We start from the raw sequence: 19,066 nt of genomic DNA on the forward strand, positions 1-19,066 counted from the left end.
AGTTTTTTCATAATATTTCGAACTTTTTAGAAGCTGCATGGATTAAAGTTAATTCTAATTTAAGCCATGCAACTTATTGTTTTTAACAACAATACAACAATTAGTTAATTTCCGACTTTACGCTACCACAAGAAAGCATAGATTTCCCATAGTATGGGTTAACGATCTGTTTTTCATCGCTTAGCCAGCTTCCGTCTGCCATTGGGCAATATTGAACGTAAACTGGTTTTTCAGAAAGTTTAAACTCCTTGGTCAGAGCAATCATATTGTCTGAAAGGTTTAAAAAAGTTTCTCTTTGTGTAGCAATAGTTCTTGCATCCGAAATGGCAGAAGCATCTTTTCTGAGAATATTAAGGTTTCCTTCTGAAACTACTTTATAATCAATAACAGAAGCTGTTTTAATAAATTCTGTTGCAGCTTTTGAAGTTTTGTCCACATCATCTGAAGCTAACGCTGATTTGATAGCAATATAATTTTGGTAGAGCTTAGAAACCTGAGCATCCTTTTTAGATTGTGCAGATAATGAAACGATTGAGAATAATGATAAAGCTGCTGTGATGATATATTTTTTCATTGTTTTAAATTTTAGAATTAATTTTTAATAAAGAATAATGGATTACGCATCAGTAAATGCGTCAGAGCATGTCGCTCATAACAGTATATATTATACCAGAAACGACTGACAAATTCTAAATTCTAAAATTACAATGATTGATGTAAATAGGTACCGGCCGGCTTTCAGGCGGTGCATTGATCTGGATCTGAGTAAATTTGGTGGCAGAAAAAGACTTATCAATAGCGGAAAACTGATGTTTCACCGGTATCTCTGAAACTGCACTTAAGAAATCAACGTTCAGATAATCAGATTTCTGGGAATCGTCTACTTTTACGATTTTGATCTCTGTTTTACAGCATCCTTTTTTTTCCTTAACACCACATTTTGCACAGATATCATCCGCTTTCTGACTTACAGAAACCAATTCTTTCATACAATAATGAATGCTAAAAGCTGCTCCGGAAGAAAACCCGAAGTAGAAAATAGAAAACAATATGGCAAGAATCTTTTTCATTGGTAAGACAAAGATAAAAATATCTCTGAAACCGTTGTTATAGAATTTGGTAATGTTGTTATAAAATTCGGGTAAACAAAAAAGCTTCCGGATTTTCGGAAGCTTTCTGCTATTTTTATTTTTGATAGTAATTCTATAGTTTGAACTCCAGCTTCACATTAAAGAAACGTACCGTAAGACGTACCGGAACAGGATACATATAATTACTGTTATAGTCTGTGATCCATTGGTTCGCAACAGTATTGTTAATGTTAAATGCATTGAAAACCTGAACACCTAATGTAAGTTCCTCAAAATTACCCCAGAAACCCGATCTCTTATTTTTTTCTTTCGGATCAATAAATACCTTTGTCAATCCTAAGTCTACTCTTTTATAAGAAGGCAGCGTCTGCTGATAATTATAAGCTGAACCAAAATCCGGTTGTCCGTTGCTGTTAAACATTACGGGAGCTCCCGTAGGTAATCCCATAGCATATACTAAAGTAAGGTTCACACGCATAGACGGGAAGCTTGGCATATAATCTTGATAGAACATCGCAAACCTCAGCCTCTGATCTGTAGGTCTTGGAATATCTCCTCTTCCATCAATATTTTCATACACTCTGGCATAACTTGCAGACAACCATGAATCCACACCCGGAACAAATTCTCCGAATAGTCTGGTATCGATACCATAAGCATATCCTTTTGAATTATTTTGCCCGGAATAACGAATCCTTACATTATCCATATAATAAGGAATCAGGTTATCCATCTTTTTATAATAAAGTTCCGTTGTCAGTTTGAATGGTCTGTCGTACATCTCGAACTCGTAATCATTGGCAAGAATGACCTGAATAGAGCGTTGTGATTTTATATTAGAGTTAAAATTACCATCTAAATCCTTGATTTCTTTATAGAAAGGAGCCTGATAGTAGATTCCTCCTGAAATTTTAAACAACATATCACTGTCCCAATCCGGTTTGATCGCAAACTGAGCTCTTGGTGAGAATATGGTTTCTTTATTGAAACTCCAGTTGGCCACACGTACTCCTGCATTCACAAATACTTTACTGGCTCCCCAATAGAATTTCTGAGAATACTGTGCATAGGCAGAAAGTCTTGTCGGTTCGATATTATTTTGTCCGGCAATATAATAAGCAAGCTTGAGATCTCCTGTAGTTCCGGTTCTAGGATCAATGACTTCCGGTCTTGGAATACTGTATCCTGCAGAATCTACCAATTTCCATTCATTGGTAAGATCTTTCAGATTTTCTTTTTCATATTTAAATCCGACCTCAAAGTCTGTATTGACATTGGGAGAGAATTTTGCTCTGAACTGTGTTCCGTATGTTCTTACAAACAAATCATTTCTTGCATGTTCTATCTGCCCTCCAACATCGAAAGATGTGACAGGCTGCTGCGTCACAGGATCAAAGGTCTGAAGCTCGTATGCTGACTGTATCGTGTAATATTCTCTTTCTCTGTTCTGATAAGCAAAGGCATCCAGAGTAAGCTTCCACTTATCTGCCGGCTTATAGTTCATAGAGAATGTTCCCATCATGTTTTTATACTGGTCATTTTCCTGACCTCCATATCCAATATTAACGGTAATAGGCTGCTGAAGACTTCCGAAAGTAACACTTTTTGCCCTTGGGATCATCTCATAATCATTCTTGGAATAATATCCGATGAATGACATCGTAAATTTATCACTGACATGATAATTCAGATAAGACTGGAAATCCCAATATGTTGGATTAAAATCGGTATCTTCTTTTAAGGTATTAAGAACAAGATTAGTATTTCTGTATCTTCCGGAAAATAAGGCGGTAAATTTTTTATTTTTGGAAGCCAAACCAGTTGTCAGCCTTCCTCCAATTAAACTGGCCTCACCTGAAACTTCAAATTTTTCTGGCTCTCGGTAGTAGATATTTAAAGCGGAAGACATTTTATCACCATATTTGGCTTCAAATCCTCCTGCAGAGAAATTCACTGTGGAAACCATATCCGGGTTAATGATACTCATCCCTTCCTGCTGAGAGTTTCTGATCAGGAAAGGTCTGTAGATTTCAATATCATTAATGTAGATAAGGTTTTCATCATAGTTTCCACCACGAACCATATATTGTGAAGACAGCTCTGTGTTGGAGTTTACGGAAGGTAATGTTTTAAGCAATCCTTCAATTCCTCCATTAATCGAAGCTACTGATTTCGCTTCTTTCGCTGAAATTCTTACATTGGTAAGGTCATTGGTTCTTCCTGTTGCTTTTTTCTGGAAGACAACTTCCTCTATATCGGTTACTTTAGTAGTCGCTGTATCTTTTTTCCTTTGTTGGGAGAAAAACAGTACAGGGACCATAAGGCTTAGCGGTAAAACTAGTTTTTTCAAAAGAAATGTTTTAGAATTTCTAAAATTAATGTTTTTTTAACAATTACAAAATCGATTCTCTAATTCTTGACAATTTTTGTAACAAATCTTCTAATAAATCTAATCTTAACATGTTAGCACCATCAGATAATGCGGTTTCCGGTGTAGGATGCGTTTCGATGAAAATTCCGTCTGCTCCTACTGCAATTCCTGCCTTGGCAACGGTTTCAATAAGATCCGGTCTTCCTCCTGTAACGCCTGAGCTTTGATTAGGTTGTTGTAAAGAGTGAGTAACATCCAAAATCACTGGAGCGTATTCTCTCATCGTAGGAATTCCTCTGTAATCTACAATCAGATCTGTATATCCGAAAGAATTTCCTCTTTCAATAATGGCTACTTTCTCGTTATTGGAATCTGTAATTTTCTGAACCGCAAACTTCATCGCTTCCGGAGAAAGGAACTGACCTTTTTTAAGGGTAACACATTTTCCTGTTTTAGCAGCAGCCACCAATAAATCAGTCTGGCGCACCAGGAACGCAGGAATCTGTAAAACATCTACATACTGTGCGGCTAATGCTGCATGCTCATTTTCATGGATATCTGTTGTGGTAGGAATATTGAAAGTCTCTCCTACTTTTTTAAGGATTTCAAGAGATTTCTCTTCACCAATGGTTGTGAACGAATCTACACGGCTTCTGTTAGCCTTTTTGAAACTTCCTTTGAAAATATAAGGAATATTGTATTTATCAGTGATGCTGATTACTTTTTCAGCAATTCTTAATGCCATATCTTCCCCTTCAATAATACAAGGTCCGGCAATAAGGAAAAAGTTTTTTGAATCTTTGTGCGAAATATTATCTAAATACTGAATCATTTTGTTGTAATTAAAAAGTTCAGTAAAAATACTGAGAAAGTTTCACAAATGGAAATTATTTGATTGCTTTAACAGGCTATGGCTGCAATAGTTTTTGGCTTTTGGATTTCTTATTATTTATTGATAGATGCTTCGACAGGCTCAGCATGACAGCTCTGATACTAGCTTTTAATCGGCACTGGATAATTGATAAGTGATAAATGCTTCGACAAGCTCAGCATGACAGCTCTAATACTAACTGTTAATCGGCACTGGATAAGTTATAATTGATGGATGCTTCGACAAGCTCAGCATGACAACCCTAATACTAGCTGTTTTATTAATGTGAAAATTATAATACAAAGTATAAACAATCAATGTACAAAAACCTAAGTCGAAGCCACATCATATTAACGTTATTTTTTAGCGGTGTCATGCTGAGCTTGTCGAAGCATCTGCAATGATATATTTAGAATTTTTTCAAAATCTTCTCAAACGTATTCACATTTCTGCTGGTAAACTGATCTTTAAGGCTCTTTTTACCTAATACTTTCCCGAAGGTAGAATCTAAGGTATTTCCTTTCGGAACCTGCCAGTAAAATATATCATTAACGATTGCTGCCTTTTCATTTTCTACCTGACCTGCTTTCTGAAACTCTTCCATTAAAATCTTTTCCACTCCGGGAATTCCGACAAACCCATAAATATGAAGCTCGTCTTTTTTTTCAAAAGGAATACTGTTCCAGAAAACCTCAGTTTCTTTCTGAGATTTCACAAACAAAAAAGCTTCATAAGAAAAATGTTGCGACATCGCTTTTTCCAGAATAGTTTTTAATTCTGTCGTATTTTTATCTGACGAAAAAACAATATTTCCGGAAGCCAGTATGGAACTTACCTCCTTCATTCCTGCATCTTTAAAAACCTGGCATACATCCGCCATTTTCATATTGGTTCCTTTTACGTTGACGCCACGAAGAAAAGCACAGTATTTCATTTTTTTCAGGTTTTAGGTTTTAGATATTAGGTTGCAGTGATTGTTGGGTCGGAGGTTTTGAGAGTATTAGTGTGAAAGAGTTATTATAAAACTTTTTTCTGAATTCTTTCAATTTTTAAATATTTCAATCTTTTAATCAACCCTAATGTACAAATTATAGTCTGTTCCGGAAGGTTTCAGATGGTAAATTTTTTCCAGAATTTTATGATCACTTTTCAGATGATCTTTCACACGGAATTCTTTCAGAAGCTTATAATGAGTTTTATAGTACTCTGAATTGGCATTCTTTTCTTCGTATAAATTCTGATAAGAAAGAAGATATTTCGGTTTTCTGTTTTTTACCGTGTTGATCCAGTAATTGACCTTATCTTTTTTAATTTCCTCCTGAATCTGTTTATCAACCAATCCAACCTCATCAATCGTTTTTAATCCTGAGAAATAAGGTACATAACCTGCGGGTTCCAATAAGATCCACTGGTTTTTATCCTTCTCATATTGATTTAAAAATGTACCAATTGTTCTGCGGTAATTCCATTCCCCGTTTCCTGTCGCAATACAATGAACCGTCTGGAAGACAAGCATTGGGAAGATATAGAATATAACAAGCAATGACAGCCAAAGGTTTCTCCTCTCTTTCTGTTCCAGTACAAAAATAAGAACGGGAACGAAAAGCAAAAGTTGTGGCACCCAATAATACCAGTCAAACAAGCTCTTTTGAGAAATGAAAATGATTTGTTTTGCCCATCCGAAAAGAAAAATCATCCACAAAAAGTAGTTTCTTTTTTCCCTTTGTCTGATCAGATAAATAAAGCAAAGCAATTCAAAAATCAAAACTACGATAGTCAAAGGATTGAAATCTCCCGGAACTTTCAGCATTCCCCAGAAGTTTCCGAAACTTTTAAAGAAATATCCGATATGCTGCTGAATCGTAAAATTTTCACTGTAAAGTAATTTTTTTGCAGTAATGGTATTGTTCACCAGTTCGCCAAAGTAAAACCAGTTGAAAGCAACGGTTGATAAAACTCCAAAAGCTCCTCCAAAAATATAATTCCACCTGATTTTTCTGTTCCAGAACAGATCCACAAGAAATATAATTCCCAGGAAGATTACTGTATCAATTCTTGTAAACATAATTAAAACAGGAAGAAGGGTCACCACCCATTTTTTCCCTTTATGGAAACCATAATACAGCAATGCCATCTCCAGAAAAAACAGGATTCCATACTCCATTCCAAGGATTGAAATTTTAATGGATGGCGGCAAAATCCCGATCAGAAATATAAAGATTGCCTTATGCCATGGATTTTTTAAAACCAAATGAGACAGCCATAACGTTCCTACAGTAAACAGTAGAGAATTAAAAATCAAAAGGGGCTCAATAAAATTTTCTTTTCCAAAAATAAGATTGAAAATATAGGATACAAATACATACAGATGTGTGGTAGAAGCAGAAATCCTGGTATCTCCATTGAAGCCAATGACTCCGTAATCCAACAGATTCTGGGCAACCCTCCAGGTAATAAATGCATCTTCCTGAATATAGTGCGTTAATAAAAAAAGAAGCTTAAAAAGAACCGTAGCAATGACGGCATAGATTGGGAATTTGCTATTTTGTGTTTCGGACATTATGTATTTTTACTTTCACAAATATAACCTTAATATTCATGATTGCCAATAATAAAAAAACGGAACCGAAGTTCCGTTTTAAAGTATTTTTATTTTGTCGCTTTGATAATCGCGTTGGTAATCTGGCTTTCCTTTTCTTTTGAATACGTAGAATCATAAGGTTCCATGACATCAAATAAGTACTGATAGAATGGTGTGATCTGCTGAACATTTTCAGACTCTTTCATCGCCTTATCTCTTCCCATTTCCTGAAGATCTTTGATAAATACATTGAACTTCTTGTCAATCGGCTCTATGGATTTTACCAGATAAGCATATGCTTTTTCCTTCTGTCCGATCTTGGTATAAGCATCTGTTACCGCAGAAACCACAAGAGAATATTCCATGGGTTTTGTTCTCATCTGTCTTCTCAAATAGCTTTGATCTGCTTTGGAAAGACTTAAATAATAATCATACTCTTCAAAGATTCCTTTCTTAAGTACCTCAGCAAGCTGAAGACCTTTCTGCTCCTGACCTGCAATGATGTATCCTGAAACAATTGAACTTAAAGAACGAGGATCATTATATTTCTCTGCTGGAATTTCTTTCGCTGCAAGATCGAGAATTTCTAATGCTTTAGCTTTCTGTCCGCTTAACGCAAGGGCTGCCGCCGCTCTGCTTGCTGACATTCTGTAGCTGATGATATTTGAAGTTGCCGTTTCATCAAAGTGAGCATTTAAGTTTTTGAAGTTCCCCCATCTGAAGCTTTTCACTACATTATAAAGAGAATTGGCATCTACTCGTCCCATATCTCCATCAGCGCTCGGAGGTGTCTGGATAGGAATTAATCTGTAGCTGAATCCGTCAAACTGAAGATAATCGTTCAGATAGAAAATATTCTCACTGTCGTAAATACCTCCTGACGAGAAGTTGATCGGACGCTTCCAGTTGAAGTTCGCTAAAAGATCCATCAAAATCAGGTTGTTCTTATAAAGCGTATTTCCTTTGTAAGTAATCATAATCTGATTGGCTACGTTTGGAAGATCTTCTTTGTTGATGATGCCTGCTTTTAAAGCATTTTCTTTATTCACAGGAAGGATGAATTTGTTTACCGGAAGGATATTGTATTTTTCAAATTTCTCTTCCCCGAAATACATTTTCAACAATTCGTCTTTTTCAGGAGATTTGAATTTAATGAATTCAATCGCCTGTTTCAAAGTTAAAGAATCCTGAGTAAGATATTTTCTGAAAGACTGGAATTCTGTTTCCGGAGCTCCCTGTTCTTTCAACATAGAGAAAACACCTTCCCAATCTTCCTTCTTCATCATATAGATCTGGTCGTTTACCCCATCTCTATAGTCGTCGTGTGTCAGCTGGCTAGGGATTCCCATTGCATTGTACGTTCTTCTTTTGATCTGATCCAGATTCCATGGAGTTGAAGCAAGGGTAAAGTTAACTACCTTCACATCATCCCTGAACTGTTCCGTCTCCTGAATAGCCCAAACCGGGTAAGTATCGTTATCTCCGTAAACGAAAAGGATATCGTTTTTCGGTAATGATTTCAACACTGAATACGCATAGTCGTATGCAGTATATCTGTTGCTTCTGTCATGAACATTATAGTTCTGGAAGCCCATCATGAATGGTACTCCTAATAAAATCACTCCCAGAGCAACATTAGCCCCGTTTGATTTTATTTTAGATTGTAAGAACCAAAGAATAGCTCCGGCACCCAAACCGATCCAGATCGCAAATGCATAGAAAGAACCTACCATCGCATAATCTCTTTCTCTCGGTTCAAAAGGTTTTACCCCTGTATAGAAAACAATCCCTACACTTGTTAAAATAAATAAAGATAACAGTGCATAGAATCTTCCAAAGTCTCTGTTCAACTGGAAAAAGAACCCAATCAATCCTAGAATTAATGGAAGGAAGAAGAATTTTACTGTACTTTCATTCTTGAATTTAGCAGGCATTTTATCCTGATTTCCTACAGTAGCATTATCAATGAAAGGAATACCGGAAATCCAGTTTCCTTTTGTGCTTTCCATGTTTCCTTCAAGATCATTTTGTCTTCCTACAAAGTTCCACATTAGGTATCTTACAAAATAATATCCGTTCTGGAACGTAATAAAATAATCCATATTCTGAAGGAATGAAGGCTTCTGAACATTGATCAGGTTATAAGGTTTTACTTTCAGATAATCTGAAGCAGTAATGGATTTGTCTTCATATTTCGCTCTCAGTTCATCAAAAATCTGTTTTGCCTGTGGATTGTCTGCCACATCTTCATTCGCATAGTTGAATGTAAAATCAGGAGCACCATACATAGAAATATAGTTGGCCATTACATCCTTATCCTCATTAAACATTCTTGGCATTAAGCTCACCTGAGACTTGTTGAATACATAATTGAAACGGTCTCCGGTTTTTCTGTAGGTTCCGGTTTTTTCGTCTTTTTCGTAGATTTCCCCGGTTTTTTGTGTCTTAAAGCTTCCGTCTTCGTTTTTCTCAATTCCGTTAGCATCCAGAAATGCTGTATAGTTTTGTCCGTAGATTGTTGGCCAGTCACCATACTGCTCTCTGTTATAATAATCCAACATCCCGATTGCCGTATCCGGATCATTAAGGTTCATTGGCGGATTCGCATTAGCTCTGATAGGAATAACCATCCAGCAGGAGAATCCGATCATCATGAAAACTACAGATAATGCAGCCGTCTGATAGATATTTCTTTTTGCTTTTTTTGCATATTTGATTAAGAAATAGCAGATCGCTACCATTAAAACAAATGCTGCAATTGTTCCGGAGTGGAAAGGAAGTCCAAGACCATTCACAAAGAAAATCTCAAGTCTTCCGAACATTGTCATAATTAAAGGGAAGATAATTTTGAAAACGATAATCAAAATTCCCAGTGTAATTAGGTTTGCCCAGATAAAGTTTTTCCAGGTAAACTTGTAATTTCTTGCATAGTATACCAGACATACGGCAGGAATTGCAAGCATACACATCATGTGTACTCCCACAGAAAGTCCTAGAACGAAGAAAATAAGAACAATCCATCTTTCACTGTCTCCCGCCTGATACTCATTCTCCCATTTGGTAATTAACCAGACCAAAAGCGCAATGAACATAGAAGCCATAGAGTAAACCTCTCCCTCGACTGCCGAAAACCAGAATGTATCTGAGAACGTAAAGCAAAGTGCTCCTACCGCTCCGGCAAATAAAATAGAGATTTCCTGATGTTTTGTAATTTCTTCAAAATCTTTGTTTAAAAGTCTTCTCACAAAATGAGTAATCGTCCAAAACAAAAATAAAATAGTCAGCGCACTGAACAATGCAGACATCGCGTTGATCACGATAGAATAGTTTTCGCCTTTCCCTAATGCAAAAATGGCTGCCACGGCACCCACTATCTGGAATAAAGCCGCTCCGGGAGCGTGCGTTACTTCAAGTTTTACTGCAGAAGAAATGTACTCGCCACAATCCCAAAAACTGAAATTGGGTTCTATGGTGGACAAGTACGTGAAGAAAGCAATAACGAAAATCACCCATCCTGAAACGGTGTTCCATTGCCTAAAAGTCCAATTTTTCATAGTATTAAATCAATTATGCGAAAATAAGGCTTTTATCTTATTTTATGCGGGTTTTAACAAAATTTAAAAATTTTGGCGCAGTATTTGCGATTATACTCGTGTCAAAACTGAAAATACTAAAATATTTTTTTACAAACTATGCCCTAGAAATCAAACAAAAGTTTAGTAATTATTTATTTTTTTGTATTTTTGCAGTCAGATTTTTATTGAAAATAACAAATAATGAGTAATGTTTACGATAATATTCTTGGCCTGATAGGACACACTCCGATGGTGAAGCTAAATACTGTGACAAAAGATATTCCAGCAACCATTTATGCCAAGTTAGAATCATATAATCCTGGACATTCCACCAAAGACCGAATCGCACTTCATATTATAGAAAACGCAGAGAAAAAAGGCCTTTTAAAGGAAGATTCTGTAGTTGTTGAAACTACTTCCGGTAACACCGGGTTTTCTATTGCGATGGTGTGTATCATTAAGGGATATAAATGTATTCTTGCAGTAAGTGATAAAACAAAACCTGAAAAAATTGCTTATCTGAAAGCATTGGGAGCCACGGTATATATATGCCCGGCCAATGTACCGGCAGATGATCCGAGATCATATTATGAAGTAGCTAAAAGAATCGCTCAGGAAACTCCTAATTCTATTTACATCAATCAATATTTTAACGAACTTAATATTGATGCACACTATCAGACAACAGGTCCCGAGATTTGGGAACAGACAGAAGGTAAGATCACTCACCTTTTCGCTTGTACAGGAACTGGTGGTACGCTATCCGGCTCTGCCAAATTCTTGAAGGAAAAAAATCCTGATATCAAAATTATTGGTGTTGATGCTGATGGTTCTATTCTAAAGAGCTATCACGAGACAGGAGAAATCCACAAAGAAGATGTACATCCTTATCAGATTGAAGGAATGGGTAAAAACCTGATCCCTTCTGCCCTGCTTTTTGACAAGGTAGATGAGTTTGTAAGGGTAAATGATGAAATGTCGGCGTACAGAACCCGTGAAATTGCTTTGAAAGAAGCTATTATGGGAGGTTATACTACCGGAGCTGTAACCCAGGGATTGATGCAGTATGCCCAGTCTCATGAACTTACAGAAAATGACGTAGTTGTTTTGATTTATCCTGACCACGGTTCCCGATACATCACTAAAGTATACAGTGACAAATGGATGGCAGAACAAGGATTTGTTAACAACTGTGTTCACAACTATGACGAAGTTTTCAAAACCGAGTTTATCAAATAAGAACGAATAAAATCACGATACAAATAAATAAAGCCTTTTGCGTATTCAGACAAAAAAGGCTTTATTACTTAAAAATTACGATACAATGTTGGATATTTTTGAAAGAATAAAAGAAAATCCAGGACCACTTGGACAATTTGCAGATTATGGTGAAGGGTATTTTATTTTCCCAAGATTAGAGGGACCTATCGGCCCGAGAATGCAATTTCAGGGGAGAGAAGTAATTTTCTGGAGTGCCAATGACTATTTAGGGCTGTGTAATCACCCTGAAGTAATAGAAGCGGATGCGAAAGCGGCTGCAGAATATGGAATGTTCTATCCAATGGGAGCAAGAGCAATGTCCGGAGAAACAGACCAGCACCTTCAGCTGGAAAGAGAATTGGCAGACTTCGTAAAAAAAGAATCAGCATATTTATTGAATTTCGGTTACCAGGGAATGGTTTCTACCATTGATGCTTTGGTAAGCAGAAATGATGTGATTGTTTATGATATGGATTCTCATGCCTGCATCGTGGATGGAGTAAGACTTCATTCCGGTAAAAGATTTACCTACAAGCATAATGATATGGTAAGTCTTGAGAAAAACCTTCAAAGAGCAACCAAGGTAGCTGAAGAAACAGGAGGAGGTATTCTTGTGATTACAGAAGGTGTTTTCGGGATGAGAGGACAACAAGGTAAAATCAAAGAGATCTGTGATCTTAAATCTAAATACCAGTTCAGACTTTTAGTAGATGATGCCCACGGTTTCGGAACTCTTGGTAAAACAGGTGCCGGTGTAGGTGAAGAGCAGGACTGTAACGATCAGATCGATGTCTATTTCTCTACATTTGCAAAATCAATGGCTGGTTTCGGAGCATTCCTTGCGGGTGACAAAGAAATCATCAGATATCTGAAATTCAACTTAAGATCACAAATCTTTGCAAAATCTCTTACGATGCCAATGGTAATCGGAGGATTAAAAAGACTGGAGCTATTGAGATCAAGACCTGAAATCAAAGCTAAACTTTGGGAGAATGTTTACAAACTACAGAACGGACTTACAGAAAGAGGATTCAATATTGGAGACACGAATACTTGTGTAACTCCGGTAATGATGCAGGGAACTCCTGTAGAGGCTACTTTATTGGTAAAAGATTTAAGAGAGAATTATGGTATCTTCACCTCTGTGGTGGTATATCCGGTCATTCCGAAGGGAATGATTCTTTTAAGGCTTATTCCTACCGCTTCTCATACCGATGCAGAGATCAATGAAACTCTGGCAGCGTTTGAAGCAATTCATGATAAGTTAGTAGGTGGCTACTACAAAGAGCAGGAACAAAAATTACTGCAGGAACAAGGATTAAGTTTTAAACCGATTTAATTCATAAAAATAAAAAAAGCCACTGATTGATTCAGTGGCTTTTTTGTTTAATAACTATGTCATGTCCTGAAATAGCGATACAAAAAAAAGAATCGTTATTATGGAAGAAAAACCAAATTATGTAAAACGTACTCAATGCGATTACAGTATGTCATTTAAGCTTGGCGTTGTAAGGGAAATTGAGTCAGGTGAAGTTTCGACTGTTATGGTCTGTCGCAAATATGGCATTCAGTCAAGGAGCACGGTTGTAAACTGGCTCAGAAAATTTGGTAACTTTGATTGGGAAAACCAAACACCATCGAATATGCCAAAATCACCGGAACAAAAAGTCATGGAGCTGGAAGCGAAAGTAAAGCTTTTGGAAAAACAGAAAACACTACTTGAGAAACAATCTTATATAGCCGATAAGAAGGCCATCATCTTCGATATGATGATTGAACTTGCCGAGCAGGAATACCATATTGACATAAGAAAAAACTCACCACCCGAACTATCGAATCTTTCCGGAAACAACAAAAAGAAACCATAAGTTTCGCCTGTCAGTTGTTCGGGGTGGACCGACAGGTTTATTACCGCAATGTTAAACGCAAAAACAGCCGAAGGCAAATGGCACAGGACATTGTCTTTTGGGTAGAGCAATTACGAATGATTCACCCCAAAATGGGTGGCAAAAAACTGTATTTTCTTTTAAGAAACAAGCTTGAGAATCTGAGAATAGGCAGAGATAAATTCTTTGATATATTAAGGGCCAATCATTTGTTGGTCATTCCTAAAAGAAGTTATCATAAGACTACCAATTCGTATCACCGTTTTAAAAAGCACAAAAATCTGATCAAAGAATACAGCATTCAAAAGCCAAATGAGGTATGGGTATCAGACATTACTTACCTGGGAAATAGGGAAAACCCATCGTATTTAAGTCTGATAACCGATGCTTATTCCAGAAAAATTGTCGGTTATGATGTATCAGATTCTCTGGCAACAGAATCTGCTTTGAGAGCCTTGAAAACGGCTTTAAGAAAAGAAAAACCAACAAAGCTTATCCATCATTCAGACAGAGGTTTACAGTATTGCTCTAATGATTATCAAAAGATACTGAACAAAAGTAAGATCCTTTGCAGCATGACCCAGGAATCTGACCCTTATGAGAATGCCATAGCGGAAAGGGTCAACGGAATTTTAAAACAAGAGTATGATATTGATAAATTTAATGTAGATTTGAATACCCAAAAGATTTTGGTTGAACAGGTAGTTAAAATTTATAATGAGCTAAGACCTCACTTATCAAATCATTATTTAACACCTACACAGATGCATCAGCAGCAGGTTCTAATACCAAAATCTTATAAAAAGAAAAGCAGTGCAAATAAAAGTATCTGCACTGCTCAATAAATATTTTTTATTTGTTTAATCCTGTATCAGTTTTTCAGGACGTTACACTATAAAAGCAAATGAAACTTAGAGGTTACACGCTGGGAATTTTATCAGCCGTTTCATATGGTATGATTCCTATTTTTATCCTGCCTGTTAAGCAGGCACACTTTTCAATGGATATCACGCTGTTTTACAGATTTTTCTTTTCAGCTTTAATGGTGGGAGGATATTTGCTGTATTCCAAAGAAAGTTTTAAAATCAATAAAAAAGAAGCCCTAATTCTGGCCATCCTTGGAATCTGCTATGCCCTTTCTTCGGAGTTTCTGTTTTTAGGATATGATTTCCTCACGCCAGGAATTGCCTCTACCGTTTTATTTATTTACCCGATTATTGTAGCACTCATCATGCTTTTCTTTTACAAAGAGAGATTAACCAGACTATCGGGAGCATCATTACTTCTTGCTTTCGCTGGAGTCATTGTTTTATGTTTAAAAGGAAACGGACTGGAAATTAATTTTGCAGGATTGGGAATTGTAATGCTCAGCTCACTATTCTATGCATTATATATGGTCATTGTCAACAAATCGAATATCAAGGTTTCAGGATTTAAGCTTACGTTTTATTCTATGCTTTTCACCTCAATGTTCTTTATGACCAAAGCTTTGATGGCTAATGAATCTTTTGCTATTCCTTCAACAGAAATTTTTATTAACTTTCTTATTTTTGCATTTTTGACTACAGTTATTTCCAGCTTATGTTTGGTATTTGCTATTAAATATATAGGTTCTACTCCGGTTGCTATTTTAGGAGCTTTGGAACCTGTAGTCGCTGTATTGATCAGTGTCCTGATATTTCATGAAAAATTTACTCCTAATTTACTCATCGGGATTACTCTAATTCTTTTCGGAGTTACCTTGAATGTAATTGGGGATCAAAAGAAAATAGGCCATGTTTAACCCTCATAAATTATTATACAAAAGCCGGACTTCTTTATGAGTTCGGTTTTTGTATGAAATAATCTGATCTATCAGCTCAGGAAATCATCGATAAAAAAATATTTGAAAAAATACATCTCTTTCTGGCGTAACATAATTTATCTGACTATATTGCATCAGTCTATTAACAGGTGTTTCCCCCACCGAATAGATAATGTATATACTTTTAAAAACCGATGAAAGAATTGCAAAAACTTACCAAAGACCAATTATACAAACAACTCAAAGAAAAATCAGAAAACCTATACAGCATTGCTCACGAAGCCCTGGAAAACAATTTCTTCAATGAAAGTGGCATAGATGAAGAAAGCCTTACTGAATTTTTCGAAATGCTGGACGATGAAACAGCAGAAAAGTTAAAGGACGCTTCCCTGTACATCAATAATGAAAACGATGCTCCTGAAATTGTTCTTATACAAAATGAAAGCAACACTTCTCTGGAACTGATTACTTCAGAAGATGAAGGGTATAAAATCATTCTTATCGATAGTGATCTTCACTTGTCGGAGAAACTTTTTGTGGAGGATTATATTGTCCTTATTGTTACCGGTAATATACAGGCGGAAAATATTATCATCAACGGTTCATTATATTGCTCCGGAAATGTGACCTCAAAAGTATTGTTTGGTGCTTCGGGGAATGATAATGAAACATACATCGGAGGAAGCATTATGACTTCTCTCATTGCAGAAAACGGACATTACACGGTGGCTGAAGGTAATATTTATTCCAGATACTTAATCAGTTTCCATAATGAAATAACAGGCAAGACCGGAAAGTTTATTGAAAATATAAGCCTTGAAAAACCTGGCGAAATCGGATTGCTGAAAGCTGAAATTCTTGATGTAGACGGATATTTTGACGAAGATGCTTTCTTAACATTTATTGACAGCAATTCTCCGGATGCTTTGTTTAATAAACCTTCTAATTTATTCTAAAATGCTTTGCTGCTTCCATGGATTGGAAATAAGAAGAATCAAGAAAATCGAATAGTAATAAATACAATATCTCTAAAGACTTTTCGTCACTGTTTATAATCAGGGGAAAAAATTTTTTTCTAAAATAACTTTGGAATAACTTTGCAAAAAATTTCTGTTGAAAGACCTGCTTCTTATTACTCCGCCGTTTACCCAACTTAATACTCCTTATCCTGCAACAGCTTATATAAAAGGGTTTTTAAATACCAAGAATATTTCAAGCTATCAGGTAGATTTGGGGATTGATGTTATTTTGGAATTATTTTCAAAGGATGGAATTCAGAAGGTTTTCAGTAAAGAAATTGACCTTCATAGCACCTCTGAAAATTCTCAGAGAATCTATGCCTTAAGAGAAGAATATTTAAAAACAATAGATCAGGTCATTACTTTTTTACAGGATAAAACTCCTACATTAGCAAGACAGATCTGTAGCATGAACTTTCTTCCCGAAGCTTCCCGTTTCAACCAGCTGGATGATATGGAATTTGCTTTTGGAAATATGGGACTTCAGGATAAGGCCAAACATCTGGCAACTCTATACCTGGAAGATATTTCCGACTATATTGTGGAAAATATCGATTCCGATTTTGGTTTCAGCAGATATGCAGAACGCCTTGGAAAAAGTGCCAATTCTTTTGATGAATTATATTCGAAATTATCTGGTGAACCTACATTTATCGATGAGTTTACTTTAAAAATTCTTAAGGAAAAAATTGAAACTGTTCAGCCAAAGCTTGTTTGTTTTTCCATTCCGTTTCCTGGTAATTTGTATTCAGCATTCAAATGTGCCCAATGGATCAAAAAGCATTATCCTCACATTAAAATTGCTATGGGAGGAGGATTTCCCAATACGGAATTAAGAGAAGTCAAAGATCAGAGAGTATTCGAATTTTTTGATTTTATTACTTTAGATGATGGTGAGCTTCCATTGGAACTTCTTCACCAAAATTTAGAAATTACCGCCGGGGAAGGTGAATTTAAAAGAACTTTTCTTCTAGAAAATAATGAAGTTGTTTACAAGAATAATTCTAGAAGACACGACTTCAAACAGTCTGAAATAGGTACTCCTGATTATACAGATTTAAAACTGGATCAATATATTTCCGTTATCGAAATCGCCAATCCGATGCACAGTTTATGGAGCGACGGACGATGGAACAAACTGACGATGGCACACGGATGCTACTGGGGAAAATGTACATTCTGTGATATTTCTTTAGACTATATTAAAATCTACGAACCTATTTCTGCTAAAATTCTGGTAGACCGGATTGAAGAACTGATCCGTACAACCGGTGAGACAGGATTCCATTTTGTGGATGAAGCCGCACCGCCTGCCTTAATGAGAGAAGTAGCTCTGGAAATCCTCAGAAGAAATCTGGTAGTTACCTGGTGGACCAATATCCGTTTTGAAAAAAGCTTTACCCGGGATCTCTGCTATCTTCTGAAACTTTCAGGATGCGTGGCTGTTTCCGGTGGGCTTGAAGTAGCCAGCGACCGATTATTGAAATTAATTGATAAAGGAGTTTCTGTAGAACAGGTTGCTAATGTAACAAGAAATTTTACAGAAGCAGGAATTATGGTTCATGCATATCTGATGTATGGCTATCCTACCCAAACAGTTCAGGAAACGGTAGATTCTCTGGAAATGATTCGGCAGATGTTTGAGATGGGAATTCTTCAAAGTGGATTCTGGCATCAGTTCGCAATGACTGCTCACTCACCCGTTGGAATGAGCCCGGAAGATTTTGGAGTAGTTCCGGTAAAACAGGAAATTTTGTTTGCTAATAATGATATTGACTTTAAAGATAAAACCGGAATCGATCACAATAAGTTCAGCTTCGGATTAAAAAAGTCTCTGTTCAATTATATGCATGGAGTCAATTTCGAACTGCCGCTTCAGGATTGGTTTGATTTTAAAATTCCAAGGACTACCATTCACCCGGATTATATTCATGACTGTCTTTTGGAAGATGGGCAGTTCAGTCTGAAAGCAAATTCAAAAGTTGTCTTTTTGACCAAAAATGTAATCGCTGAGAATCGCGTAAAAAATAAAAAGAAATATTCTGGTACGTATACGCTTCTTACATTCCATTTAAAAACCAATATTGTGAAGGTTGAACTGGAACAGGAAAAAGCAAAATGGCTGATGAATGTATTGGAAGAGAATGCTATTGAAAATTCTAAAAAACCTACAATTCAACAACTTAAAAATCAATTTGAAGAAAATTTTGATGATTTTGAGTTATTCTGGTTCTCAAAACCGATACAACAATTGAAGGAAAATGGGGTGATTTTAAGTTTATAAAAATTTCCACTTTTTTGTCAGGGATTTTTTAAAAAGACACAATTTTCTATGAATTGTTAATTTTCTATATGAATAAAACCTTTTTCTATTGAATGATCATCTCTCGCTGATTTGGATTTGAAAGGATAAGACATTCCATTTTCACATTCAGAAGAGATTAATCCAAATTTCTAGCTGCCATAAATAAACCGGCAAAATATTCCCCTCCTCCGGAGGGGTGGCAAAACATTCAAAGAATTTTTGACGGGGTGGTTTAAAGTTTTAGCTAAAGCCGGATGAATTTGATCCATAATAAAAAAACGGGCTAAAGCCCGTTCCTATTGA

The 19,066-nt window shown here is 36.2% G+C and carries 14 protein-coding genes; 7 read left to right on the forward strand and 7 right to left on the reverse strand.

Annotation, left to right across the window (positions count from 1 at the left end; translation table 11 throughout):
- Nucleotides 1-100 precede the first annotated feature (100 nt).
- The 7 genes from RHP76_RS04255 to RHP76_RS04285 form a co-directional block, all read right to left on the reverse strand.
- Nucleotides 101-574 (reverse strand): DUF3347 domain-containing protein, encoded by a 474-nt coding sequence (locus RHP76_RS04255; protein ID WP_311229573.1) that lies wholly within the window; start codon nt 572-574, stop codon nt 101-103.
- Between the two features lie 115 nt (nt 575-689).
- Entirely contained in the window at nt 690-1,070 is a 381-nt protein-coding gene (locus RHP76_RS04260) for an HYC_CC_PP family protein (RefSeq protein WP_228436673.1), read from the reverse strand.
- Nucleotides 1,071-1,203: 133 nt separating this feature from the next.
- The gene (locus tag RHP76_RS04265; protein ID WP_311229574.1) at nt 1,204-3,441 is read right to left on the reverse strand and encodes a TonB-dependent receptor plug domain-containing protein; all 2,238 of its coding nucleotides are present in this window, start codon (nt 3,439-3,441) and stop codon (nt 1,204-1,206) included.
- Nucleotides 3,442-3,484: 43 nt separating this feature from the next.
- The gene (gene kdsA, locus RHP76_RS04270; protein ID WP_062674863.1) at nt 3,485-4,294 is read right to left on the reverse strand and encodes a 3-deoxy-8-phosphooctulonate synthase; all 810 of its coding nucleotides are present in this window, start codon (nt 4,292-4,294) and stop codon (nt 3,485-3,487) included.
- Between the two features lie 448 nt (nt 4,295-4,742).
- A complete protein-coding gene (locus RHP76_RS04275; protein ID WP_120231322.1) occupies nt 4,743-5,267 on the reverse strand; it encodes a DUF1697 domain-containing protein in 525 nt (174 codons plus the stop codon).
- Nucleotides 5,268-5,399: 132 nt separating this feature from the next.
- Entirely contained in the window at nt 5,400-6,893 is a 1,494-nt protein-coding gene (locus tag RHP76_RS04280) for a DUF8728 domain-containing protein (RefSeq protein WP_280210963.1), read from the reverse strand.
- Between the two features lie 89 nt (nt 6,894-6,982).
- Nucleotides 6,983-10,468, reverse strand: coding sequence for a glycosyltransferase family 117 protein (locus RHP76_RS04285; RefSeq protein WP_311229575.1), 3,486 nt, complete (start codon nt 10,466-10,468; stop codon nt 6,983-6,985).
- A 222-nt stretch (nt 10,469-10,690) separates the two neighbouring features.
- Between RHP76_RS04285 and RHP76_RS04290 the strand changes: the two genes are divergently transcribed.
- The 7 genes from RHP76_RS04290 to RHP76_RS04320 all read left to right on the forward strand — a co-directional run bounded on the left by RHP76_RS04290 (nt 10,691) and on the right by RHP76_RS04320 (nt 18,742).
- The gene (locus tag RHP76_RS04290) at nt 10,691-11,728 is read left to right on the forward strand and encodes a PLP-dependent cysteine synthase family protein (protein WP_062674872.1); all 1,038 of its coding nucleotides are present in this window, start codon (nt 10,691-10,693) and stop codon (nt 11,726-11,728) included.
- Nucleotides 11,729-11,816: 88 nt separating this feature from the next.
- Nucleotides 11,817-13,088 carry an aminotransferase class I/II-fold pyridoxal phosphate-dependent enzyme gene (locus RHP76_RS04295; RefSeq protein ID WP_288442005.1) on the forward strand — a complete coding sequence of 424 codons (1,272 nt, stop codon included), beginning with the start codon at nt 11,817-11,819 and terminating at the stop codon, nt 13,086-13,088.
- A gap of 100 nt (nt 13,089-13,188) precedes the next feature.
- Complete coding sequence (locus RHP76_RS04300) at nt 13,189-13,617, forward strand: transposase (protein WP_311228300.1); 429 nt, start codon at nt 13,189-13,191, stop codon at nt 13,615-13,617.
- Between the two features lie 23 nt (nt 13,618-13,640).
- The gene (locus RHP76_RS04305) at nt 13,641-14,480 is read left to right on the forward strand and encodes an IS3 family transposase (protein ID WP_311228301.1); all 840 of its coding nucleotides are present in this window, start codon (nt 13,641-13,643) and stop codon (nt 14,478-14,480) included.
- A 59-nt stretch (nt 14,481-14,539) separates the two neighbouring features.
- On the forward strand, nt 14,540-15,418 hold the full coding sequence (locus tag RHP76_RS04310) for a DMT family transporter (RefSeq protein ID WP_120231324.1): 879 nt from the start codon (nt 14,540-14,542) through the stop codon (nt 15,416-15,418).
- Nucleotides 15,419-15,633: 215 nt separating this feature from the next.
- Nucleotides 15,634-16,395, forward strand: a complete 762-nt coding sequence (locus tag RHP76_RS04315) for a hypothetical protein (protein ID WP_062674878.1) — start codon at nt 15,634-15,636, stop codon at nt 16,393-16,395.
- A gap of 157 nt (nt 16,396-16,552) precedes the next feature.
- Nucleotides 16,553-18,742 carry a B12-binding domain-containing radical SAM protein gene (locus RHP76_RS04320; protein WP_288441822.1) on the forward strand — a complete coding sequence of 730 codons (2,190 nt, stop codon included), beginning with the start codon at nt 16,553-16,555 and terminating at the stop codon, nt 18,740-18,742.
- Nucleotides 18,743-19,066 lie beyond the last annotated feature (324 nt).

Source organism: Chryseobacterium sp. SG20098 (assembly GCF_031844745.1).
Classification (GTDB): Bacteria; Bacteroidota; Bacteroidia; order Flavobacteriales; family Weeksellaceae; genus Chryseobacterium; species Chryseobacterium cucumeris.